Source organism: Pseudomonas sp. QC2 (genome assembly GCF_002859085.1).
In the GTDB taxonomy this organism is placed as follows: domain Bacteria; phylum Pseudomonadota; class Gammaproteobacteria; order Pseudomonadales; family Pseudomonadaceae; genus Aquipseudomonas; species Aquipseudomonas petroselini.
The window spans coordinates 1-21,496 of record NZ_PKKS01000025.1 but is presented as its reverse complement, the minus strand read 5'-3'; the positions used below and the strand labels follow the sequence as shown (position 1 = coordinate 21,496).

20 protein-coding genes and 3 pseudogenes are annotated in these 21,496 nt (G+C 60.3%); 13 read left to right on the top strand and 10 right to left on the bottom strand.

Annotated features, from left to right (window positions below; all coding sequences use genetic code 11):
* Window positions 1–81 precede the first annotated feature (81 nt).
* Window positions 82–1,286, bottom strand: a pseudogene (locus tag QCBJ_RS26740) (pyridoxal phosphate-dependent aminotransferase).
* The gene (locus tag QCBJ_RS26735; RefSeq protein ID WP_046036702.1) at window positions 1,283–1,948 is read right to left on the bottom strand and encodes an RraA family protein; all 666 of its coding nucleotides are present in this window, start codon (window positions 1,946–1,948) and stop codon (window positions 1,283–1,285) included. Before QCBJ_RS26735 ends, QCBJ_RS26740 begins: the two are co-directional and overlap by 4 nt.
* A 122-nt stretch (window positions 1,949–2,070) precedes the next feature.
* Here QCBJ_RS26735 and QCBJ_RS26730 point away from each other — a divergent pair, with 122 nt between their 5' ends.
* Both QCBJ_RS26730 and QCBJ_RS26725 read left to right on the top strand, forming a co-directional pair.
* On the top strand, window positions 2,071–2,967 hold the full coding sequence (locus tag QCBJ_RS26730) for a LysR family transcriptional regulator (RefSeq protein WP_102061933.1): 897 nt from the start codon (window positions 2,071–2,073) through the stop codon (window positions 2,965–2,967).
* Between the two features lie 120 nt (window positions 2,968–3,087).
* Window positions 3,088–4,131, top strand: coding sequence for a D-isomer specific 2-hydroxyacid dehydrogenase family protein (locus QCBJ_RS26725; protein WP_102061932.1), 1,044 nt, complete (start codon window positions 3,088–3,090; stop codon window positions 4,129–4,131).
* On the opposite strand, the gene QCBJ_RS26720 is transcribed toward QCBJ_RS26725, so the two are convergent.
* Window positions 4,087–4,752 carry a TetR/AcrR family transcriptional regulator gene (locus tag QCBJ_RS26720; RefSeq protein WP_102061931.1) on the bottom strand — a complete coding sequence of 222 codons (666 nt, stop codon included), beginning with the start codon at window positions 4,750–4,752 and terminating at the stop codon, window positions 4,087–4,089. The genes QCBJ_RS26725 and QCBJ_RS26720 overlap by 45 nt on opposite strands.
* 123 nt (window positions 4,753–4,875) lie before the next feature.
* On the opposite strand from QCBJ_RS26720, the gene QCBJ_RS26715 reads away from it, so the two are divergent.
* The 4 genes from QCBJ_RS26715 to QCBJ_RS26700 all read left to right on the top strand — a co-directional run bounded on the left by QCBJ_RS26715 (window position 4,876) and on the right by QCBJ_RS26700 (window position 9,068).
* Window positions 4,876–6,087: an MFS transporter gene (locus QCBJ_RS26715; protein WP_102061930.1), complete on the top strand. Its 1,212-nt coding sequence runs from the start codon at window positions 4,876–4,878 to the stop codon at window positions 6,085–6,087.
* Between the two features lie 61 nt (window positions 6,088–6,148).
* Window positions 6,149–6,583 carry a hypothetical protein gene (locus QCBJ_RS26710; RefSeq protein ID WP_102061929.1) on the top strand — a complete coding sequence of 145 codons (435 nt, stop codon included), beginning with the start codon at window positions 6,149–6,151 and terminating at the stop codon, window positions 6,581–6,583.
* Window positions 6,580–8,040, top strand: a complete 1,461-nt coding sequence (locus QCBJ_RS26705) for an ATPase domain-containing protein (RefSeq protein ID WP_102061928.1) — start codon at window positions 6,580–6,582, stop codon at window positions 8,038–8,040. The genes QCBJ_RS26710 and QCBJ_RS26705 overlap by 4 nt, the downstream gene beginning before the upstream one ends.
* Before the next feature lie 8 nt (window positions 8,041–8,048).
* Window positions 8,049–9,068, top strand: coding sequence for a HAMP domain-containing sensor histidine kinase (locus QCBJ_RS26700; protein WP_102061927.1), 1,020 nt, complete (start codon window positions 8,049–8,051; stop codon window positions 9,066–9,068).
* Here the strand turns inward: QCBJ_RS26700 and QCBJ_RS26695 are convergent.
* Window positions 9,065–10,126, bottom strand: coding sequence for an SDR family oxidoreductase (locus tag QCBJ_RS26695; protein ID WP_102061926.1), 1,062 nt, complete (start codon window positions 10,124–10,126; stop codon window positions 9,065–9,067). The two genes, QCBJ_RS26700 and QCBJ_RS26695, sit on opposite strands and share 4 nt — an antisense overlap.
* 157 nt (window positions 10,127–10,283) lie before the next feature.
* On the opposite strand from QCBJ_RS26695, the gene QCBJ_RS26690 reads away from it, so the two are divergent.
* Complete coding sequence (locus QCBJ_RS26690; protein ID WP_015885058.1) at window positions 10,284–11,081, top strand: DNA/RNA non-specific endonuclease; 798 nt, start codon at window positions 10,284–10,286, stop codon at window positions 11,079–11,081.
* Here the strand turns inward: QCBJ_RS26690 and QCBJ_RS26685 are convergent.
* On the bottom strand, window positions 11,032–12,300 hold the full coding sequence (locus tag QCBJ_RS26685) for an MFS transporter (RefSeq protein ID WP_015885057.1): 1,269 nt from the start codon (window positions 12,298–12,300) through the stop codon (window positions 11,032–11,034). The two genes, QCBJ_RS26690 and QCBJ_RS26685, sit on opposite strands and share 50 nt — an antisense overlap.
* Before the next feature lie 273 nt (window positions 12,301–12,573).
* Here QCBJ_RS26685 and QCBJ_RS26680 point away from each other — a divergent pair, with 273 nt between their 5' ends.
* Window positions 12,574–13,785 (top strand): YeeE/YedE family protein, encoded by a 1,212-nt coding sequence (locus QCBJ_RS26680; RefSeq protein ID WP_093541098.1) that lies wholly within the window; start codon window positions 12,574–12,576, stop codon window positions 13,783–13,785.
* Window position 13,786: 1 nt separating this feature from the next.
* On the opposite strand, the gene QCBJ_RS26675 is transcribed toward QCBJ_RS26680, so the two are convergent.
* Entirely contained in the window at window positions 13,787–13,948 is a 162-nt protein-coding gene (locus tag QCBJ_RS26675) for a DUF2986 domain-containing protein (protein ID WP_102061925.1), read from the bottom strand.
* A gap of 119 nt (window positions 13,949–14,067) precedes the next feature.
* The gene (locus QCBJ_RS26670; protein ID WP_093541100.1) at window positions 14,068–15,108 is read right to left on the bottom strand and encodes an alpha/beta fold hydrolase; all 1,041 of its coding nucleotides are present in this window, start codon (window positions 15,106–15,108) and stop codon (window positions 14,068–14,070) included.
* 135 nt (window positions 15,109–15,243) lie between these two features.
* Between QCBJ_RS26670 and msrA the strand changes: the two genes are divergently transcribed.
* Complete coding sequence (gene msrA, locus QCBJ_RS26665) at window positions 15,244–15,750, top strand: peptide-methionine (S)-S-oxide reductase MsrA (protein ID WP_102061924.1); 507 nt, start codon at window positions 15,244–15,246, stop codon at window positions 15,748–15,750.
* An 86-nt stretch (window positions 15,751–15,836) separates the two neighbouring features.
* Here the strand turns inward: msrA and QCBJ_RS30870 are convergent.
* A pseudogene (locus QCBJ_RS30870) lies at window positions 15,837–16,196 on the bottom strand (methyl-accepting chemotaxis protein); the annotation flags it as partial.
* A gap of 507 nt (window positions 16,197–16,703) precedes the next feature.
* Window positions 16,704–17,858, bottom strand: a pseudogene (locus QCBJ_RS30865) (FIST signal transduction protein); the annotation flags it as partial.
* Window positions 17,859–18,192: 334 nt separating this feature from the next.
* Here QCBJ_RS30865 and QCBJ_RS26655 point away from each other — a divergent pair.
* The 3 genes from QCBJ_RS26655 (at window position 18,193) to QCBJ_RS30095 (ending at window position 20,276) form a co-directional block, all read left to right on the top strand.
* Window positions 18,193–18,954, top strand: coding sequence for an EcsC family protein (locus tag QCBJ_RS26655; RefSeq protein WP_256581569.1), 762 nt, complete (start codon window positions 18,193–18,195; stop codon window positions 18,952–18,954).
* Between the two features lie 168 nt (window positions 18,955–19,122).
* Entirely contained in the window at window positions 19,123–19,617 is a 495-nt protein-coding gene (locus tag QCBJ_RS30100; RefSeq protein WP_145994249.1) for a hypothetical protein, read from the top strand.
* Between the two features lie 251 nt (window positions 19,618–19,868).
* Entirely contained in the window at window positions 19,869–20,276 is a 408-nt protein-coding gene (locus QCBJ_RS30095; protein ID WP_145994248.1) for a hypothetical protein, read from the top strand.
* 237 nt (window positions 20,277–20,513) lie between these two features.
* On the opposite strand, the gene QCBJ_RS30245 is transcribed toward QCBJ_RS30095, so the two are convergent.
* Window positions 20,514–20,663 (bottom strand): hypothetical protein, encoded by a 150-nt coding sequence (locus QCBJ_RS30245; protein WP_177410687.1) that lies wholly within the window; start codon window positions 20,661–20,663, stop codon window positions 20,514–20,516.
* A gap of 78 nt (window positions 20,664–20,741) precedes the next feature.
* Here QCBJ_RS30245 and QCBJ_RS26645 point away from each other — a divergent pair, with 78 nt between their 5' ends.
* Window positions 20,742–21,119, top strand: a complete 378-nt coding sequence (locus QCBJ_RS26645) for a hypothetical protein (RefSeq protein ID WP_102061921.1) — start codon at window positions 20,742–20,744, stop codon at window positions 21,117–21,119.
* Window positions 21,120–21,496: the final 377 nt, after the last annotated feature.

The window sequence follows — 21,496 nt, the reverse complement described above, 5'->3', positions numbered from 1 at the left end:
TGAGATCAATGATTTTAAGTTGTTGTTCTAGGCAGTCAAAACAGCGGCCGTCCGTGGGTCGCCGGGTGCAGCGGGAAACCGTCAGCGCAGGTCGCGGCAAGCGTCCTTGAGACGACGGCACCCTTCTTCGATCACTTCTAACGAGCTTGCGAAGGACAGGCGCACATAGGGCGACATGCCATACGCTGCGCCGCTCACGGTGGCCAGGCCGTAGTCACGCAGCAGGTAGTCCACCAGTTGGGTGTCGCTGTCGAGGCGATCGCCTTGTGGGGTGAGCTTGCCCATCAGTGCGCTGACGTTGGCGAACACGTAGAACGCGCCGTCCGGCGGGGTGCAGCTCACGCCGGGGATGCCCGCCAGCAGGGCCAGCATGTGTGCGCGGCGTTGCTGGTATTCCTCGCGCATCGCGGCGATGGGCGCCTGGTCTCCGGCAAACGCAGCCACCGCAGCCGCCTGGCTCAACGAGCTGGGGCACGTGGTGGTCTGCGACAGCAGCTTGGCGATGGCCGCGATCAGCCAGGCGGGGCCGGCACCAAAACCCAGGCGCCAGCCGGTCATGGCGTAGCCTTTGGAGGCACCGTTGACGATCAGCGTGCGCGACTTGAGGTCGGGCGCCAGGCGCGTCAATGGCACGTGCCGGGCTTCGCCATACACGAAGTGCTCGTAGATTTCGTCGGCCATGATCAGCACGTGAGGATGACGCCGCAGCACCTGTGCCAGCGCCTGCAGGTCGGCCTCACTGTAGACCGCGCCGCTGGGGTTGTTCGGGCTGTTGAGGATCACCCATTTGGTCCGCGGGGTGATCGCCTGTTCCAAGGCGTCGGGCGACAGCTTGAACCCCAGGCTTTCGTCGCCGGGAATAATCACCGGCGTTGCATCGTTGAGCCGTGCGATATCGGGGTACGACACCCAGTAAGGCGTGTGCACGATGACTTCATCACCCGATTCAGCGTGGCGGCCAGCGCGTGATAGATGATGTGCTTGCCGCCGCAACCGGCCACCACTTCATCCAGCCCGTAGGCCAGGTCGTTGTCCCGTTGCAGCTTGAGGCAGATGGCCTGGCGCAGGGCGAGGGTGCCGGTGGTTGGTGTGTAATGGGTGTCGCCGCTGTGCATCGCCTGGCCGGCGGCGGCAAGGATATGCGCCGGGGTGTCGAAGTCCGGCTCGCCCACGGTGAAGTTGACGATATCGCGGCCCTGGGCGCGCAACTCGGTCACCAGCGCATTGGCGGCAATGCTGGGGGAGGGCGCGATGCCCAGGACGCGGTCAGACAAAAAGTGCTTCATGGCGCCAACCCTGCATTGTCCAGGACCTTGTCGATCCAGCTCTGGCGCACGGCACCGCTGGCGATCTCGGCTTTGACGGCGTCTTCATGTTCGGCATGCTGCGCGGCGCGGCGCAGCACTTCGGCGGCGTCTGCCTGGGAGAACGCGACCAGGCCGTCTTCATCGCCTACCAGCAGGTCGCCGGGGTTGATGATCATACCGCCGATCGACACCGGCACGTTCACTTCGCCGGGGCCGGTTTTGTACGGGCCGGTGTGTACAACGGCGCGGGCATAGCACGGGGTGTCCTCGAAGCTGGCGACATCGCGGATCGCCCCATCAATCACAAACCCCACGCAGCCGCGTTGCTGGGCGTAGAGCTTGACCAGCTCGCCGATCACCGCGTTGTTGGTATCGCCCTGGCCATCCACCACCAGCACATGGCCGGGTTGCAGCAGGCTCAAGGCTTTGTAGATCAGCAGGTTGTCGCCGGGGCGGGTTTTTACCGTGATTGCCGTACCGACCAATTTGCCGGTGCGGTTGTAGCGCGTGAGGCCACGGGCGCCGATGTGCCGGCCGAGGTTGTCGCTGATGTGCGGGGTGACCACCTGGGCGAAGGCCTCGACCAATTCGGCCGAGGCCATGGGGGCGTTGGGAAGGATGCGTGAACCGGGCAAGGACATGGCAAATCTCCAGAATCGTTGGATAGCAACGGGCTATGGCCAGATCTTAGGAGTGATAATCGGAGAGTTTTAGCGATATTTTATGATGTGTTAGCATCGCTTTTTTTCATGAGTGGTCCACCATGATCACCTTCAAGCAAATGGACGCGCTGTACTGGATCGCTGAACTGGGCAGCTTCGAAGCGGCGGCCAACAAGCTGAACATGTCGCAGTCGGCCATCTCCAAGCGTATCCAGGAGCTGGAAGACACTTTCGACGTCGAAATTTTCGACCGCAGCAAGCGCAATGCCCGGCTGACGGAAAAGGGCGGCGAGCTGCTCGACTACGCCCGTGACCTGCTCAACAGCCGCGACCAATTGCTGGAACGGGTCAGCGCCCGTGAGGTGCTGGTGCGCAGGTTTCGCCTGGGCGTCACTGAACTTACCGCGCTCACCTGGTTGCCGGCGTTGGTGGAAGCGCTGCGCCAGGCCTACCCCAAGGTGCAAATCGAGCCGTCGGTGGAGCTCAGCAGCGAGCTGTTCCGCAAACTGGAAAGCGACCAACTGGACCTGGTGATCGTGCCCGACGTGTACAGCGATCCGCGTTTCCACAGCACCGCGCTGCAATGCGTGGAAAACGCCTGGATCTGTTCGCCGGGTCTTATCCCTGACGCAGACCCTGTCAGCCTTGAAACCCTGGCCAACTACACGGTGTTGACCCAGGGTTCACAGTCGGGCACCGGCTTGATCTACGAGCGCTGGCTGGCCGCGCACAACGTACAGATGCCACGCACACTCACCAGCCATAACCTGCTGGTGCAGGTAGGGTTGGCGTTGTCGGGGATCGGTGTGAGCTATTTGCCCAAGGCGTGTCTGTCCCACCTGATCGAGCAAGGGGCGTTGCGCGCGTTGGTCACGCAGCCGGAATTGCCGACTATTCAGTATGTGGCGCTGCACCGGGTGGATCGGCAATTTGGCTTGAACCAGGACGTGGCGCGGATGGCGCAGGCGTGCTGCAATTTTTCGCGCCTGTTGTTTTAGCGCACGTGGAACGTGGCCAGGCCGGTGGGTATGCCTGTGTCTCGGTATTGTGATGGCGTAAGTTCAACGTTCTTGACGATGCATCGACCCGCTCCTCTCTCTAGCAAGAGGTCCAAGCGCATGGCATTTACCACCCTGATACTGGATGCACCCGGCCCTCCATTGTTATTTGAGGAAGTTGACCGCTTCCTTGAGTTGGGCCTGGTGGTCACCCTCAATCTCTATTATTTCGCGGATAAACACAGCATTCGCCAACACTATGGCGAGCGCCTGCGGTACACCGAGATCAACGGCCACGACAGGCAAGCGTTCATCGATGCCGTGACGCAGGCCGGGGGGTACAGCGTGTTCAAGACGCGCCTGAATATTCCCATGGACGGTGAACTGATCCGCGCCGCCGTATCACCGGCCTTGCCCACGCCGCTGCGCGCTATCGCCCAAGCCGGTGCAGGCCTCAACCATATCGACCAGCTAGAGGCGCAGCGGTGTGGTGTGACCTTGCTGAACACGCCGGGCGCCAACGCGGCGGCGGTCGCCGATTATGTGGTGGCCCAGGCGTTGTTTTTATCCAGAGACCTGGACCACTACAACGCTGAAACGCACAGCGGTCGCTGGTCCAAGGGCACCTTGGCGCCAAGCCTCGAATTCAGCGAACTCACGCTAGGGTTGGTCGGCACGGGCAGCATTGCTCAAGAGGTCGCACGCAAAGCGGGATCGCTCGGTATCAAGGTCATCGCCACCGGTTCCGAACGTTTTACCGAGCAGGCCGCGCGCAGCCTTGGGCTTGAGCGACGACCAACCCTCGAGCACGTGCTGGGGGAGGCCGACGTGGTCTCTATCCACGTCCCGCTGACACCGCTCACCCGAGGCCTGTTCGGGCTTGCCCAGTTCAGGCAAATGCGCCAAGGGTCGGTGCTGATCAACACCGCTCGCGGCGGCATCGTCGATGAAGCCCAGTTGGCAAGCTTCATGACCGCGTTTCCCAGGCACATCAAAGCGGTCGCCATCGATACCTTCGCGCTGGAAAAAGACCGCTTCAACTCGCCCCTGGCAGGCGTCGGAACTGCCCAACTCACACCGCATATCGCAGGCAACACGACGACGGCGATCCGTAGGGCTTCACGGCAGATTGTCGACAAGATCCATGCGTTCAGCCTCACGTGAGCCTGTGGCGAGGGAGGCTGCAATGTCCCAGGTCAGAAGGAGTTGGCTGATCGCTGCGTCGAGGGTGGCGTGCGGGACGTTATCGCGCGCCAGAATCGAAACGCCCTGCAGGAAACTATCAAACACCGACGCCATCACTGCCGGGTTAACCGTGGGCGGCAACTGCCCCAGACGAATCGCCCGTTCCACACACGCCACAATCCCCGCCCGCGTACGCAGCCGCGACTGCGTCAACCCATCCGCCACCCGCGCATTCTCCGGGCTCGGCGCGCTCATCACGCCCAGCGCCACCATGCAGCCCTTGGGGTGTCCGTCTTCACACTGCATGCGCGCGGATTGGCGCAGTGCGGTTTCAACGGCCCGGCGCGGTAGCAGGCTTTCGTCCCACAGGCATTCGGTAACCTGGGCGTAGGTCGCCAGGTAGCGCTGCACGCATTCGTCGAACAACGCTTCTTTGGAACCGAAGGCCGCGTAGAAACTCGGCGCGGAGATCCCGCCGCCCAGGCCAGCCTTGAGCTGGGCCAGTGACGTGGCGTCGTAGCCGTGCTGCCAGAACAGGTGCATGGCCTGTTCCACGGCGTGTTCACGGTCGAAGGTACGGGGGCGGCCCATTTGTGCCATGTCTGATCTCCGGGTGGGGAAGCGAGATAAATACTAGTCGATACATAAGTCGTTGACAACGCATGGCGTACGCCCGCAACATATGTATCGATCAGTATTTAAGTTCCGCTCAAGGAGTTGCCCGTGACCCCCTCATTGACCTTACCGGCGTCATCCGACCGTCTGCCCATCGGCGCCTTGCTCGCCCTGGCGATGACCGGCTTTATCTGCATCGTCACCGAAACCCTGCCCGCCGGCCTCTTGCCGTTGATCAGCGACGGCCTGGCGATTTCCCCGTCCATGGCCGGGCAGATGGTCACTGCGTATGCCTTGGGCTCGGTGCTGGCAGTGATCCCCATGACCATTGCCACACGTGGCTGGCGCCGGCGTAATGTGCTGCTGCTGACCATCGTCGGCTTTTTGCTGTTCAACTCCATCACGGCGCTGTCGTCCCACTATGGCGTGACCCTGGTGGCACGCTTCTTTGCCGGTGTCGCGGCGGGGTTGGCCTGGAGCCTGCTGGCCGGTTACGCCCGGCGTATGGTCGCGCCTCATCAACAGGGCAGGGCGCTGGCGTTGGCGATGGTCGGCACGCCGATTGCGCTGTCGTTGGGCGTGCCGCTGGGTACCTGGCTGGGCGGGTGGGTGGGGTGGCGCACCACCTTCGGCCTGATGTCGGCCGTGAGCCTGGTGCTGATTGCGTGGGTGCTGGTGAAAGTCCCGGACTACGCGCCCCAGCCTGCGCATCAACGCGTGTCGTTGGGCAAGGTGCTGACGACGCCGGGCGTACGGCCGGTGCTGGCGGTGGTGATGACGTGGATGCTGGCGCACAACATTCTGTACACCTACATTGCACCGTTCGTGGCGCCTGCTGGCTTGGCGGAGCGGGTTGACCTGGTGCTGTTGGTGTTCGGGGTGGCCGCGTTGGCGGGGATCTGGATCGCGGCCAGGTTGGTGGAGCCGCTCTTGCGCAACACGGTCCTGGCCAGCCTGGCGGTGTTTGGGGGCGTCTCGCTGGTGTTGGGCTTTTTCGGTGGCGTGCCTGAAGTGGTCTACCTCGGTGTGGCGGTCTGGGGCCTGAGTTTTGGCGGCGCGGCAACCTTGCTGCAAACCGCGCTGGCCGATGCTGCGGGGGATGGCGCGGATGTGGCGCTGTCGCTGAACGTGGTGGCCTGGAACAGCGCCATTGCCGGCAGCGGCGTGGTCGGCGGGGTATTGCTGGGTACCTGGGGCGTGGCGTCGTTTCCGTGGGCGATGCTGGTGTTGGTGGGCGTGTCCCTGGCGATTGCCTGGGGTGCCAGCGCCCATGGTTTCAAGCCCGGCCGACGGGCCGGTGAGGCAATAGTGGCCCATTAAACCTTCGGTCGAGCGCCATAGGGTGTACGCTGGGTCTCAATTCATCGGATATTAGCCCTTCATGTCCACACAAAGCGAAGAGAGCCGCCAGATCGTAGCTTCTCTGGCGCACCGTGTTGGTCCCACCGCTGATATTGCAGGCATCGCCCAGGCGATCATGTCGATATTGCAGGACATGGACGCAGCACTCACCCCCATTATCGGGCAGCAAGGCTGTGTCGCGCTGTTGCGTCGCAGCCTGCACCTTTGCGCCTCGAAGCATGCGCGACTGGCCGGTGTGCATGATCGCGTGCAGGCCGCGCCAGATCGGGCCGAACTCAAAGCCCTATTGCTCGAGCAGAGCGAAGCCGATGCGTTGTTTTTCGGTGAAGAACTGTTGACCACCTTTTACGCCTTGCTCACCACGCTGATCGGGCCCTCGCTGACCGCGCGTTTACTGCGCGACGTATGGGCACCTTCTTTGAGCGACACCCCTTCGCAGGAAAATTCGCCATGAGCACCAAAGTAACTATCAACCGCCTGGCTACCGGTGTGCCAGGTCTGGACGAGGTGCTGGGCGGAGGTTTGCCGGAGTTTTCGTTCAACCTGATCGCCGGCCCGCCCGGCTGCGGCAAGACCACCTTGGCGCATCAGATGATGTTCGCCCTGGCGACACCTGAACGCCCTGCGCTGTTTTTCACCGTGCTGGGCGAGCCGCCGCTGAAGATGCTGCGTTACCAGCAGCAGTTCGACTTTTTCGACAACGAAGCGATCAACCAGTCGATCCGCTACATCAACCTGGCCGATGACACCCTGGCCGGTGATTTGGATGAAGTGCTGCGGCGCATCGTCAGCGAAGTCGAGGCGCATTCACCATCACTGGTGTTTGTCGACTCCTTCCGTTCGGTGGTGCTGGCCAGCCAGACCCAGCACAACCCCAACAACAACCTGCCGCAGTTCGTTCAGCAACTGGGCATGTTGATGACCACCTGGCAGGCGACCACCTTCCTGATCGGCGAGTATTTCACCGAAACCGACACCAACCCGATTTTCACCGTGGCCGATGGGCTGATCTGGTTGCGCCAGAGCGTCGAGCGCAATTCGATGGTGCGCAAGATGGAAATCATGAAGATGCGCGGCCAGCCGACCTTGCCGGGGCTGCACACGTTCCGGATCGCCAGTTCGGGCATTAAGGTGTTCGCACCGGCCCCGCTCAACCCGGTCGAGACGCCGATGACGCTGCCGGTGCAACGCCTGAAAATGGGCGTGCCACGCCTCGACGAGATGCTCGGCGGCGGCCTACCCCGTGGTTACTCGCTGCTGGTGGCGGGGCCTTCGGGGTCGGGCAAAAGCATTCTCGCGGCAACCTTCCTGGCCGAGGGCGCACGCAATGGCGAAACCGGGGTTATCGCGGTGTTCGAGCAACGCCCCAATCACTCGCAAAACGGCACGCTCGCTGACTTGATCCTCAGCGGCAAGGTTGGCCTGGTGGACAGCCGGGCGCCGGACCTGTCGATTGATGAGATCGTCCAACTGCTGCTCAGCGAAATCAGCCGCCTGAGCGCCACGCGGGTAGTCATCGATTCACTGTCGGGCTTTGAGTTGGCCTTGGCGCCGACCTTTCGCGCCGACTTCCGCGAGTCGTTGTCGCGCATGGTCACCGCGTTGACCCGCGCCGGGGTCAGTGTGTTGATGACGTCGGAGCTGGAAGACCGCTACACCGACCTGCGCTTCAGCCCCTACGGCACGGCGTTCCTCACCGACGCGATCATCGTGCAGCGCTACATCGAAGTGCGCAGCCGCCTGTTGCGCATCATGGCCGTGGTCAAAGTGCGCGCCAGCGCCCACTGCGACGAGCTGCGCCAATACCACATCAATGACGATGGCCTGCAGATCGGCGAGATGCTCGTTGACCAGGAGGGGCTGCTCGGTGGACGCCCGACCACCCGGCGCACAGGAGACCCTGATGTTTGAGCTGACCCATGAGTAATACGCCCGGAGAGGAGGAGCGTAAGGTGGCCAATGCTGCCCACGAACTCTTCCTGCTCGGCCAGAAAACCGTTGAAGCCCGCGCGGTATTGGCCGCGCTGCAGCAACAGCTGGACGACGCCAACAGCCGTTTGGAGGATTCCCAGCACGTCGAGCAACTGATCGAGGCCAACCAGCAGTTAGTGTTGGCGATACTCCTGGCGCAATCCGACGCGGTTGCGGCCCCCCAGGTCGAGGATCAGCCGCTGTTTCAGGCGCTGCGCGAAGCGAACGCGCAGTTGGTGATCGCCGCACTCAGCGCCCAGGACCTGCAGGCCACGGCGGAGCAGGCTTTGGGCCAGCAAAAAAGCATCCTGGCGATGGTCGCCCACGAGCTGCGCAACCCGCTGACGCCGATCAGCCTGATTGCCGAGCGCATGGTGCGGCTGCCCAGCGACCAACTGCCGCGCATGCGCGAGTTGATCGAAGGCCAGGTGCAGCATATTTCCCAATTGGTCGACGACCTGTTGGATGTCTCACGCGCCAGCACCGGCAAACTGCGTATTCACCGCCGCGAGGTGGACATGCTGCGTATCCTGAATGCTGCCGTCGATGCCTGCAGCCCGGTGATGATCAGCCGCAAACAGCAATTCGACGTGGCGCTGCCCGACGCCGTCCTGACCGTGGACGGCGACCCTGTACGGCTCGCGCAGATCCTGCACAACCTGCTGGGCAACGCGGCCAAGTACACCCAGGTGGGCGGCACCATTGCGATGGTGGTGACCGCAGAGGCCGGACAGCTCAGGATCAGCATTGCCGACAACGGCATCGGCGTGACCGCCAAGGCCTTGCCGTTCATTTTTGATCCTTATGTGCAAGACGCCCACGCCATCGGTTTCAACAGTGCCGGCCTGGGCATTGGTTTGACCGTGGTGCGCGAACTGGTCGAAGCCCATGGCGGCACGGTGACGGGCAAGAGTGAGGGGCATGGCAAGGGCAGCGAGTTTGTGGTGAGGCTGCCCCTGTCGAGCTAAGGGATCAACCGCGCGGTGCGCAACTGATCGAACACCGCGAAAAACGCCTGGTCGCTGGCCTGGTAAGCGGTGAAACCCAGCTGGCGGCTTTTGGACATGTCCGTGACCACCTCGATCGGCCGCCCCAGGTCGGCATCGGTGTGCCACGGCGAGACGAGCCGGCTGATGTCGGCTTCTTTCAACCCATGCTGCGCAACCATCTGGCTCCAGGCGGACTGGTCATCGGCCATCTGCTGCTCAAGCGGGCAGGGCTGGGCGGGGAAGTCTGCCGGGGTGAGGCCGAAGTAATCGGCGATTTGCCCCCACATCCATTGCCAGCGAAACACATCGCCATTGGTGATGTTGAACGCCTGGTTCGCCGCCGCCGGTGTGGTCGCTGCCCATAGCTGTTGTTGGGCCAGTTGCCGGGCATCGGTCATGTCGGTGAGGCTGTCCCACTGCACACGCGAACCTGGGAACACAAACGGGCGCCCGGTGTGTTTGCACACGCTGGCGTAGACGGCGAGGGTGGTCGCCATGTTCATCGCATTGCCCACGGCCACGCCCGTGACGGTGTGCGGGCGGTGCACGCTCCAGGTGAAGCCGTCTTTCTCGGCCGCAGCGAACACTTCGTCCTCTTGGGCGTAGTAGAAATTCTCCACGTCCAGGCGGCCTTGTTCTTCGCGGAACGGGGTCTGCGGCAGGCTGCCCTTGCCATAGTTTTCGAACGGGCCGAGGTAGTGCTTCAAACCGGTCACCAGGGCCACATGCTGCACCGTGCCGGCGGGGCGCACGGCGTCCAGCACGTTGCGCACCATGGCGGCGTTGACGCGGATGTTCTCGGCTTCCGTGGCCTGGCGCGACCAGGTGGTGATGAACACATGGGTGGGTTTCAACTCGGCCAGTGCCTGCTGTACTGAGGCCGGGTCTTGCAAGTCGGCGGCTACCGGGATCACGCCGGGTATCTGGGACGGGCTACGGGACAGCGCGGCAACCTGCCACTGGTTATCGAGCAGTAACTGGGTGGTGGCGCTGCCAACGATGCCGCTGGCGCCCACGACGAGTGCGGTCTGGGTCATACAATTCTCCCTAGGATGTAGGGTTCTGAGCCCTGGCGTGTAGGAGAGGTTCAACCTTATCCGTGAGCCTTGCGGCACCAAACCGGCATATCAGGGTCCATACGCCCCGCACGAACATTCGCGCTCGTCCGTTTACCCTCACCATAAGATCTAACGCATGTACCTACGCAAGATTGCAGTCGGGCTGTCGGCCCTCGTTTTACTCTCCACCGCTGTAGACGCACGCAGCCTGGCCAATCCCTACACCCCCACGCAGCAACGCAGTTCGTTTGACGGTTGCGCCCAACTCTTTCCCGCCACCACCCCGATCAACATGGCCACCGTCCCGGCGTCGATGAAGCCCTTGGCCCTGTGCTCCGACACCTTCGCGGTGCTGTACTCGCAAACCAGCAAGACCCCGCTGGTGGTGGTTGAACGCCTGAATGCCACGCAGTTGAAAGACGCAAAAGGCGAGGAGCGCACCAACCAGTTCTACCCCGACCCACGCATCCCCAAGGCCGGGCGCGCCGAGCTGAGCGACTACCGCAGCCAGCACCCGGCCGTGGACCGTGGCCACCAGGCCCCGGCCGCCGATGCACCCAACGCCCATGCCATGGCTCAATCCTTCGCGCTGTCGAACATGGTGCCGCAAGACCCCACCAACAACCGCAAGATCTGGAGCAAGGTCGAGGCCGACGTGCGCAAGTTTGCCCAGCGCTCCGGCGGCGATGTGTACGTGTTTACCGGCCCGCTGTTCGACGCCGGCTACAGCACCATCGGTAAAAACAAGGTCTGGGTGCCGACGCGCTTGTTCAAGCTGGTGTACGACGCCTCGTCCCGGCGCGCCTGGGCGTATGTGCTGCCCAATGCTGAGACGCGCATCCAGAAGCCGATGGACTACGACACCTTCGTGAAGAGCACCGGGCTCAAGTTGTTGGGGAATCTTCCGGTTTCCGGGTCGGTGGGGCGGACGTGATCGACGCGGGCCGATCCATCTGGCGCTTGAGGGTATAGAGCGCCACACCCACCGCCAGGATGCCCGACACGGCGCCGACCCCCAGCGCCCAGCGCGGCCCGAGGTGGTCGGCCACCCAGCCGACGATAGGCGCGCCGATCGGCGTGCCGCCCAGGGCCACGCCGACACGCAGGGCGATCACCCGGCCGCGCATGGCCGGCTCGGTGGTGAGTTGCATCAGGCTGTTGGTGGTGTTGCTGAAGGTCATGGCGCCCACGCCGATGATCACCAGCGCCACGGCAAACAGCCAGTAGTTCGGCGCCAGGGCCGCCAACGTGCAGCCGATCCCGAAGATCGCCGCGCCGTTGAGCAGTGACCTGAACTGCGGTCGTTCACGGCCAGCCGCGATCAGGGCGCCGGCGATGGTGCCGATGGCCAACGTCGAAGACAACAGGCCATAGCCGCGCGCATCGGTATCGAACACGCGGACCGCCATGGTCGAGATGAAAATCGGAAAGTTCATGCCGAAGGTGCCGATCAGAAACAGCATCAGCAGGATCGCCTTCAAGTCCGGCCGCGCCCACACATAGCGCAAGCCCTCGGTGAGGCTGCCCTTGGTGCGCAGGGCGCGAACCTTGGCGTGCTGCCCCGACACCCGCAGGAAAAACAACGACGCCAGCACCGCAAAAAAACTGCTGCCGTTGAGCAGGAATGCCCAGCCGGTGCCCACCGACGCGATGGTCAGGCCGGCCACCGCCGGGCCGATCATGCGCGCCATATTGAACGAGGTGGAATTGAGCGCGATGGCGTTGGACAAGTCCTTCTCGGCCACCAGCTCCGCGACGAAAATCTGCCGCACCGGCGCATCGAACGCCGACGCGCAGCCGGACAGGAACGCGAACACATACACGTGCCACAGCTCGACAAACCCGGTGATGGTGAACACCCCCAGCGTCAGCGCCAGCAAGCCCATGACCGCCTGGGTGACGATCAGCAGCTTGCGCTGGTCATAGTGGTCGGCGGCAAACCCGGTCCACGGCAACAGCAGCAACTGCGGCCCGAACTGCAACGACATGACGATGCCGACAGCGGCGGCGTTGTGCGGGGTGAGCTGAGTGAGTACCAGCCAGTCCTGGGCGGTGCGTTGCATCCAAGTGCCGATATTGGACACCAACGCACCCGCGGCCCAGATGCGGTAATTGGGGCTGCGCAGCGAGCGGAAGGTGCCGAGGAAACTCATGGCGGTATTTTTTACTCCTCAAGGCGGGATGATCTAAACAGTGCCCGGGCGCATTGCGTGGCAGGCGCAGTTCACAACCACAGTGAAGATCAATGTGGGAGTTGTCGAGCCCCAGCGAGGCTACGAAGGTGGCGGTATTGCTGGCATTTTCTTTGCCTGACCCACCGCCATCGCAGCCTCGCTGACGCTCGACAGCTCCCACACTGAATATCACCCCACGGCGTTATACTCGCCGCCTCGCAATCAACCCATTCAATCAACCCGGGATACCCCATGAGCACCTCTCTCCCTCTCACCCCTGCGCGCAAGCCTGTCGCGCCTTTGGTGGCCTTTATCATCCTGGTGCTGGGCGCCCTGTTCCTGCAAAACAGTGTCGGCTCACGCCAGGTGCTGTTACTGGTGGTCGGCGCTGCACTGGGCTTGACCCTTTACCATGCGGCCTTCGGTTTTACCTCGGCCTGGCGTGTGTTTATCAATGATCGCCGTGGCGCCGGCTTGCGTGCGCAGATGGTGATGCTGGCGGTGGCGGTGCTGCTGTTCTTCCCCGCGTTGGGGGCGGGCAGCTTGTTCGGCCAGCCGGTGGTCGGGCTGGTGGCGCCGGCCGGGGTGTCGGTAGTGTTCGGGGCGTTTATCTTCGGGATCGGCATGCAGCTGGGCGGCGGTTGTGCGTCGGGCACGTTGTTCACCGTGGGCGGCGGTAATGCGCGCATGCTGGTGACGTTGTTGTTCTTCATCTGTGGTTCGTTGATTGCCACACACCACGTTGACTGGTGGTTTGCGCTGCCTGCGTTCCCGGCGGTGTCCATCGTCAAGAGCTTCGGTGTGCTGCCGGCGCTGGGCTTGAGCCTGACTGTGTTTGCGCTCATTGCGGTTATCACCGTGCGCCTGGAGAAGGGCCGTCATGGTCAGCTGGAAGAGGGCGTAAAAAGCGAGCACCAAGGCGTGCGCCGCTTCCTGCGTGGGCCATGGCCACTGGTGTGGGGCGCCATCGGCCTGGCCCTGCTCAACTACGCCACCCTGGCATTGGCGGGGCGGCCATGGGGTATTACTTCTGCGTTCGCCTTGTGGGGCGCCAAGGTGGCAAGCGGTCTGGGTGTGGACGTGGCCAGCTGGGCGTTCTGGCAAATGCCGGGCAATGCCAAGGCCCTCGCCGCGCCGGTATGGGAAGACATCACCAGCGTCATGGACATCGGCATTGTCCTCGGCGCGTTGTTGGCCGCAGGCCTGGCCGGGCGTTTCGCCCCCAGCCTGAACATCCCGGCGCGCTCGCTGGTGGCGGCGGTGATCGGCGGCCTGTTGCTCGGCTATGGCTCGCGTCTGGCCTACGGCTGCAATATCGGCGCGTACTTCAGCGGCATCGCCTCGGGCAGCCTGCATGGTTGGGTGTGGCTGGTGGCGGCGTTTATCGGCAATGGTGTGGGCGTGCGGTTACGGCCGTTTTTCTTTGCCGGCGAGCGGCCGCAGGTCGCGTTGAGCGGTTGCTGAGTCAGCTCCGCGGGGAAATGTCTGGCGCCTGAGCGGCTTCAGCCGCCAGCTTTTCCCGGTCCGCCTTGCTGACGTACGTATCTTTTTTCTTCGGCGCCAATTTGGCGCTGGCTTTTTTGGCTTTGGCCTTGAAGAGCTGCTGGAGTTTTTTCTGGCGATTCATGTCTTTTACCAACCTTTGAAAGGCCTCGATGATACCAGTTTAAAAAAGCGGGCTGTTCCCCTGCGCGCTTTTCAGCATAAGGCGCTTGATAAAGCCTTTTCCGACTGTTGGCGTTGCTCTTAGGGGTGAGCCGTGCGCTGCAAAAATTCGCTGATCAGCGCGATCACCTGCTGCTGGATCACCGCTCGCGGCCGAGCGCCCTCACCATCCCGGCAGATCATGCCATCGCCTGGCGAACTCTCTTCAACCAAGGCCATGCCACCTGGCTTGCAGATCGGCATGAAACTGAAGTGAGTGGCATCGTCGATCTTCACGTACTGCGTCGACGCCTCTGGCAGCCGCTTGGCCAAGTCGGCGGACTCCAGATTGAAGTCCATATCCTCGGTTGGCACGCCCCCCGCAATCACCAATGTCGGCACTTGCAGTGCGGCCAGGCTGGCGTCGGTCATACCGCGCGACAGGCCCAGGTCCAATGACACGATGGCGGTAACGCGCTTGTCGCGCAAATCCGCCGCCAGTTGGGCCTTCCCGTCTGGTGTGCCGGCGGGGTTCATCTCCCGGTAGCCAATGCAACCGCCCAGTTTGGGGTGGACGTCGCAGTCGCGACTAAACAGGTCGGGGTCGAAGCGCGCCCCGGCGATTTCCAGCACGGTCCAGCCGCCGAGGGAGTGGCCCACGGCGGCAATCTGGTTTTTCGCCACCGCGCCAAATTGCTTCGGCTGGGCCAGGACCGCGTCGATAGCACGGCTCAGGTCGGCCGGGCGTTGCCATAACTGCGCGGCGTTTTGCGGGCTGCGGTCCTGGGTAGTGGTGCCGGGGTGGTTGACCGCCGCCACGATGTAACCCTTGTGCGCCAAAGCACTGGCCAGCCACACCTGTTTGCCCCAATTGCCGCCGTAACCGTGGGAGAGCACGACCAGCGGATGGTCGCCGCTGGCCGGTGGTGCGTCAGGCACGGCAAGGGCGCCGATGAAGACCGCGTTGTCGGCGATCAGCTGGGGTTGAACAGTGGTGGCGGCGGGGTACCAGACCACCATTTCAAGCGCGCGGTTGGTTTGCGCGGCGGGCAGCGTGGTGGTTGTGAAACCGACGGAGCGTTCGTCGGCGAAGGCAGGCGTGGCCAGGCAGAGCAGGAACAGGGCGCGAAAAGCAGTTTTCATTTTTGTTATCGTCCTTGATTCGGGGCGTGCATCATTACCTGAAACCGTTCGTCCGGGTATCCCCCCAACCCGCCCTTGGTATTGGCCAACACAGCCCCATAACTACCCTGTATCCACTCAGGGGAAATGCCGACCATGACCAACCAAACCGAAACCGCCATTCTTGCCGGCGGTTGCTTCTGGGGCATGCAAGACCTTTTGCGCCGCTACCCCGGCGTGCTGTACACGCGGGTTGGCTACACCGGCGGCGATGTGCCGAACGCCACCTACCGCAACCATGGCAACCATGCCGAAGCGATTGAGATCGTGTTTGACCCGGCGGTGATCAGTTACCGGCAGCTTCTTGAATTCTTTTTCCAGATCCATGACCCGAGCACGGCTAACCGACAGGGCAATGACCTTGGGCCCAGTTATCGCTCGGCGATTTATTACCTGAGTGAGCAGCAGCGGGATATCGCTGAAGATACGGCTGCGGATGTCGATGCATCCAAGTTGTGGCCGGGTCGGGTGGTGACAGAGATCGAGCCGGCCGGACCGTTTTGGGAAGCGGAGCCGGAGCATCAGGATTATCTGGAGCGGATTCCTAATGGGTATACGTGCCACTTTGTGCGGCCAAATTGGAAGCTGCCGAAGCGGGGTTGAAGAGGGCGGTGAGGAGGAAGGTCAAGGGTGGCGGCGCGCCAGCGAAAGGTGTGCGCGCCGCCTCTTGATGTGAACCGTTGCCTTGCCTACGCGTGGGTCAGCCCGGTCAACGTATCCGCAATGGTTTTGGTGCGTTGCGCCGTGCCTTCCGTGGCGCGGCTGGAGGCCTCCAGTGCATCGAGCATCTCGCGCAGTGCGCCGACCCCGGTGGACTGATCTTCAATCTGCTGCGCAACGCGCTGGATCTCACTCGACAGCAGGTCGATATCCACACCGATTTCCGCCGCATTCTTACGCGTGATCTCCGCCAGTTTTCGCACCTCATCGGCCACCACCGCAAAGCCCCGGCCCAGGTCACCCGCGCGCGCCGCTTCGATGGCGGCGTTGAGCGCCAGCAGGTTGGTCTGCCCGGCGATCTGCTGGATCACCTGCACAATCGACTGGATACGCAAACTCGAACCGGCCAGCGTCCGCGCGCCTTCAACGGCAACATCCGCCTGGCTGGACAGCCCCTCCACCGTCGCCCCTGCCTGGGCCGACACGCTGTTTTGCCGATCAATAGTGCCCACCAGGTCGTCCATCGACGCATGCAGCTCACCGGAGTAATGCTTGAGCTGCGCAGCGATGTCCTCCTGCTGACGCTCAGCATGTGCCAGCACCAGGCCCAAGTCCGCCAGACCTTCGAACACCGGCAGGATATTGCGGTCCAGCCCACGGGTATTCAGGGTGTTGGTGAAGTCGTTGTTCTTGAATGCGGCAATCTGCTTGACCACCACATGGTTCAACCCCGCCAGCTTCTTCACCTGGCGACGTAGGAAAAACGCCTTGAACTCGCCATAGTGCGCGATGAAATTATCCACGTACTCATCACTGAAACTGGCACCCTTGGCGACCCGGAAAAAGAAAATCGCCGTCAGCGTCTGGTTCAGGTTCAACCCCAGAATCTCACCAAAGGTCGAGAACCCCGCCAGCGGCACGTCCCCAAACGCCCCGGCCATGCTGCCCAGCTCGGCGGCGTTGTTGAGTCGACGCAAAATGCAGTCATTCAAAATACCCGCCACCGGCACACCGCCCTTGCCACGCAAAAATTGCTCGTAGTCCAACCGCGTCGCCTCACGCAAGGGGGTGCGCCGCACCATCACCAACTCCTCGCCCGGCGCCACGTCGCAAAACAACTGCACGATCTGCTGCTCAAAGTCGATGCGCGCAATGGACCGCACGAACAACTCACTGCCCACCCGGATCGCAAACGAATAATCCGCCAGCTTCGACTCCAGCGCCTGGGGCGCACAACTGAAGGCATCACACAGCGCCTGCACCATGCTCTTGATATTGCCGGCGCTGTCGATCACCTGATCAATCGTGCGGTCCTCCACCGAAGCCGTCAGCACACTGAAGGTCAAATCCGCCGGCTTGAAGTTCTGGCTCTTGAACACCCCAAACCGCACCTGCGCCGCCGTCTTCAGGAACACAATCTGCGCATGGTGCTGATAACTGCGCTGGCCGTCATGAATCAGCGTCTTCTTGAAATCCGATTTACCCCCGGCCGACCCCCCCACAAACAGGCAAGGAAAGCGGCCCGACTCATACAGCGCCTCCATAAAAAACGACTCCGACGCCGACAACCCATCGAACACCACATACGCCAACGTATCGCGATGATCAATCGAGGTACGCACCTGCACCCGCTTGATATTGCTCACCAACTTGGCAATGCGCTCCTGCATGCCCATGCGCTTGCCTCCACTGCGGATGTCCTCGCATTCCAGCGGCACCATCACGACTTCGGCGGAGGCGATCACACTGTCGTCGAACAGCTGCAAGACGATCCGGTCCCAACGCTCGCCCGTGGCGCAATACAGCGAATTGGGTGCGTTGCAGAGCTCACCGGAGGTGGTGCAGAGGCTGATGGTGGACTGGGGGAAGCGGCGTTTGAGCTTGGCGGCGATGGCGTCGATGTCGAGGTGGGGGGAAATGAAACCGGTGATCAGGGTGGGGGTGATGCGCAGGGTGGTGAGGGAAGCGTCCAGGTCGTTGGCGGTGCAGGTGAGCGTGGTGGTGCCTTGACGAGCGGCCCGGGGGCTTTTGAAGAGGGAGAGTGGGTTCATTAGGTGGGGGCTCGAAAGGGGGGGCACACGGGAGATGTGTGTGGATAGTTAGGTTATCGGCGGGTGGGGTGGGGGCTGGAGGGCGGGGAGGTGGGATGCGACGGATGGACGCGGTTGGAGGGGGGGATCCCTACTATCTCCAGACTACTATCGGCCAAGAGCGGTCAGTTGAATGATTAGGAGGTTAAGACGACTAAAAGCAGATTAGCCTGGCAACTAGCCATAGCAGCCGTAAAGCTGGAGTAATTAGGGTCAGAACGTCATGAATCTCCACACTTTGGCGAACCAGTATTCGCAAGTGTTCAGTCGTGATTTGTAGGCAGTTATTAAGTGAGTGAAGTGTTGCCTTAACCGCAGCAGCGTAAGGAACGGGAGAGAAATTGTTCCAACGAAGGTAATGCGCACAACCAAACGGGTGTGGCATCATAAGGCCATTATTCATGTGCTGAGACTGAAGATGGAACTGATAAGTCAAGAAAAGATAATGCAAGTCCTTGATTGGGCCTACGAAAAATCTGTGAATGGATTCACCGGCCTTGATTCCGCCGAGGAGCTCGCGGCCAGCTACGCCAAGGAAGAAAGGCTCGCCTTCGATCAAGCTAATTCCCTGATTCGCTGGCAGAACACCAAGTCGGCTACCTCAGGCTTCATTACCGGTCTGGGTGGATTAATCACACTGCCCATCGCGTTGCCTGCCAACATCACAAGTGTGCTTTTCGTACAAATTCGCATGATAGCCGCTATCGCCCATCTAGGCGGCTACGACGTCAAGGATGACAAGGTGAAGACCCTCGTCTTCGCCTGCCTCACTGCCAACTCCGCCAAGGAGGTGCTGAAAGACATCGGCATTGTCGTCGGCAACAAGCTGGCGATGAACGCAGTGAAGTCAATTTCTGGTAAGACTCTGATAGAGATAAACAAAAAGGTAGGCTTCAAGTTGTTCACCAAGTTTGGCGAAAAAGGCGTGATCAATCTCGGCAAAGCCGTGCCACTGCTGGGAGGTTTGATTGGCGGGAGTTTTGATGCCTACACGACCAACACCATTGGTAACGTAGCGCGTGATACGTTTACACCAAAAGAAATAGCGACTGCATAACGGGCCGCCTTAGCAAAATTTGCATTTCCCTGTAGTCAGGGAAATGCAGTCAAATGGGAGCGGATCTGTTTTCTTACTGTATTAGATAGAATCCGCCAGTTGCTAAAGCTTTATAGTGACTTTTGTCACTGTGAAGAGTCTCGCTTGCTTGGAATGACTAGGAAGTATATGAGTGTCTCTGAATGGGTTTCGATTTTTGCTTTGGGTATTTCTTTGGTTGCGTTGTATTTTACTTTTAAGAAAGATGCTCACCACATCAGGTTGACTTTGAATAAAGGGCCGTCAGGACTATCGGATTTCATTTCTATAAATAATGATAGCTCATTTTCGGTGTTCATATCCTCTATAGGCTATCTCCCGCTTGGCGGGAAAATTGAATGGATAGATAGGATATGCGATGGAAAAGTCAATGAAAGTTTTGAGTTTCCTGTAAGCGTTCATGCCAAGTCAACGTATCGAGGGGTAATTCTTGGTGACTACGCTTTAAAATCAAAGCAGTATGCTTACTGTGTTCAGTTGGATTGCGGAAGAACGTTTGTAGTGTCAAATACGTTTCCATGCAAGGACTATGTCAAGCTAAGACTGTTATCCTTGCTGTCTTGGTGGAGTTCTGGTCGGATTGGATTTAAGAAAAATGATGTTCATATTTCTAAATATAGATAGATTTGGTGAGTGAAGGGCAAGTTTTTAATGGTAGTTAATAAGTTTGTGCCCATTCGGGTGCGAGCTGTCACTCGAGAAGGGCTGCTGGGTGTCGACGGCAGTCAATCTTGACAGGCAGTAATCGGCCACAAACAGTTTGTCGTGTCTACAAAATGTTGTGCGATTCATAGCTAAGAGGGTTGTGATATTAGGCGCGAGTCAGATAAAGCCAGATGAGGGTGAAATTAACAGCGATGGAGCAAGGACGCAACGTGGAAATTACATGTCCAAAATGCAGCAAGATTACTGATTTTAATGTTACTGATGCGATTAGCTGCGAACACTGCAAAAATAGTTTTAGTAGACTCCGTCTGGTGGTTAAGGCCACTTTGGTCCCGACGGTGGGGGCGCTAGCCATAGGTGGAGTAATTGGCCATCAATTGGACAATTTTTTTGAGGCGAACCGTTATCCGGTTGAAATTGAGTACGCACTTGTCGAAAGTTGCGTGCAGGGTGCGAAGCGCTCTGAATACTGGCGGCTGGCTGAACAGAAATTTGTACTGTGCAGCTGCGCGCTCACGCACGCTCAAAAAAGTATAAATTTCAAAAAATTTAAAGAAGCACCAGCCCAATTCAGGCAAGCCATGACAGTGTCAACTCAGCGCTGTAGTGCTGGTTAGTTATTAGTCCGAGCGCCGATGTTACAGCGCTCGGGTTATCAACAATCAGCCTTTGCTGGGAGCGTTTCCGCGTCCTCCGCCAGATGGATTGCCGGTTGTACTTGGCCAATTACCGGCTTGAGAGCCAGTACCAGGGGCTGTTCCCGAACTGCCCTTGCCGCCAGCGCTCTGGCTACTACCACCTTTGCTGCCACCGATACTGCCGTTAACCTTAGCCATACTCTTCTCTCCCTGGTTTTACTTGGTTGTTTTCGGCTTTACTTCTGCCACGGTTTTCTGAACTCGGCTCGTGAACGAGTCAGTACTGACTTTGCCGTTATCTTTGATGGCTTCAGCGCTGTGAATCCGGGCAGCGGCCTCGGGTGTCATTGGTGTTTTCTTGCTCATTGACGTTCTCCTTGAGTTAGCACCACGCTTGGTGCAAGGTCGACTTTAAGCAGTCACACGGGACAAACAGGGACAGTTATGGATGATGTCAGGAAGTTGCAAACCACGATTAGGCAGAAACTCGAAGAGCTTGGGATCAGCCAGGCCGCACTGGCCGAAAGGATCTTTATCGAGGACCATGATGAGGATGATGAGACTGCCTTGGCCCGTTTCACCGAAACCTTAAAAAAGCAACTGCAAAGAGCATCCACGCCGACTGAAAAGCTTCATCGTTATCTGGAGATTCTCTTGGCTGATCGACGGGGATTGGAGGCTCGCCACCTGAGCCTCGCGTCCTCTTATCTGTCCAAACAGGTGCTCAACGACATGCATCAGCTCTCAGCTTCCATCGATGAACAGCTTCGTAAAAAGTGTCTAACTGAGGTTGTGCCCTCTGAGGGAGTGAATCGCTCCTGATTTCCTATACGTTTTTGGCCGGCTGATTTTCACCAATTTTGTTGAAAAAGTCGGCTTCGGTTCCGATGGCAGAAAAGTTCGCGCCTGAAATAGAAATCTGTGCTTTGGGCAGAACGTTCACGACTCGTGATTTCATGCAAAAGCACGCAAAAAGCGGTGTTTTTGCCCATCAGTATTCAAGCGTTTTGGGCGAACCGACTTTTCCAGCAGAATCGACCGAACACCTCCCCTCAGGACAGCTGATTATCCGTCGGTTTGAACTGGTCAAGTAATCTTGGACACCGATTACGGTTCACGCCGCCAACCTTTCCTTCACGACCGGCGACCTGTAGTCGTTATAGCTGTGAGGCCTGCTGATGTTGTAGCGCGAGACATAG

Excerpts from the sequence above, each read along its gene's own strand:
- QCBJ_RS26735 (WP_046036702.1), bottom strand. The coding sequence starts at position 1,948 with ATGTCCTTGCCCGGTTCACGCATCCTTCCCAACGCCCCCATGGCCTCG.
- QCBJ_RS26730 (WP_102061933.1), top strand. The coding sequence starts at position 2,071 with ATGATCACCTTCAAGCAAATGGACGCGCTGTACTGGATCGCTGAACTG.
- QCBJ_RS26725 (WP_102061932.1), top strand. The coding sequence starts at position 3,088 with ATGGCATTTACCACCCTGATACTGGATGCACCCGGCCCTCCATTGTTA.
- QCBJ_RS26720 (WP_102061931.1), bottom strand. The coding sequence starts at position 4,752 with ATGGCACAAATGGGCCGCCCCCGTACCTTCGACCGTGAACACGCCGTG.
- QCBJ_RS26710 (WP_102061929.1), top strand. The coding sequence starts at position 6,149 with ATGTCCACACAAAGCGAAGAGAGCCGCCAGATCGTAGCTTCTCTGGCG.
- QCBJ_RS26705 (WP_102061928.1), top strand. The coding sequence starts at position 6,580 with ATGAGCACCAAAGTAACTATCAACCGCCTGGCTACCGGTGTGCCAGGT.
- QCBJ_RS26700 (WP_102061927.1), top strand. The coding sequence starts at position 8,049 with ATGAGTAATACGCCCGGAGAGGAGGAGCGTAAGGTGGCCAATGCTGCC.
- QCBJ_RS26695 (WP_102061926.1), bottom strand. The coding sequence starts at position 10,126 with ATGACCCAGACCGCACTCGTCGTGGGCGCCAGCGGCATCGTTGGCAGC.
- QCBJ_RS26690 (WP_015885058.1), top strand. The coding sequence starts at position 10,284 with ATGTACCTACGCAAGATTGCAGTCGGGCTGTCGGCCCTCGTTTTACTC.
- QCBJ_RS26685 (WP_015885057.1), bottom strand. The coding sequence starts at position 12,300 with ATGAGTTTCCTCGGCACCTTCCGCTCGCTGCGCAGCCCCAATTACCGC.
- QCBJ_RS26680 (WP_093541098.1), top strand. The coding sequence starts at position 12,574 with ATGAGCACCTCTCTCCCTCTCACCCCTGCGCGCAAGCCTGTCGCGCCT.
- QCBJ_RS26675 (WP_102061925.1), bottom strand. The coding sequence starts at position 13,948 with ATGAATCGCCAGAAAAAACTCCAGCAGCTCTTCAAGGCCAAAGCCAAA.
- QCBJ_RS26670 (WP_093541100.1), bottom strand. The coding sequence starts at position 15,108 with ATGAAAACTGCTTTTCGCGCCCTGTTCCTGCTCTGCCTGGCCACGCCT.
- msrA (WP_102061924.1), top strand. The coding sequence starts at position 15,244 with ATGACCAACCAAACCGAAACCGCCATTCTTGCCGGCGGTTGCTTCTGG.
- QCBJ_RS30100 (WP_145994249.1), top strand. The coding sequence starts at position 19,123 with ATGAGTGTCTCTGAATGGGTTTCGATTTTTGCTTTGGGTATTTCTTTG.
- QCBJ_RS30245 (WP_177410687.1), bottom strand. The coding sequence starts at position 20,663 with ATGAGCAAGAAAACACCAATGACACCCGAGGCCGCTGCCCGGATTCAC.
- QCBJ_RS26645 (WP_102061921.1), top strand. The coding sequence starts at position 20,742 with ATGGATGATGTCAGGAAGTTGCAAACCACGATTAGGCAGAAACTCGAA.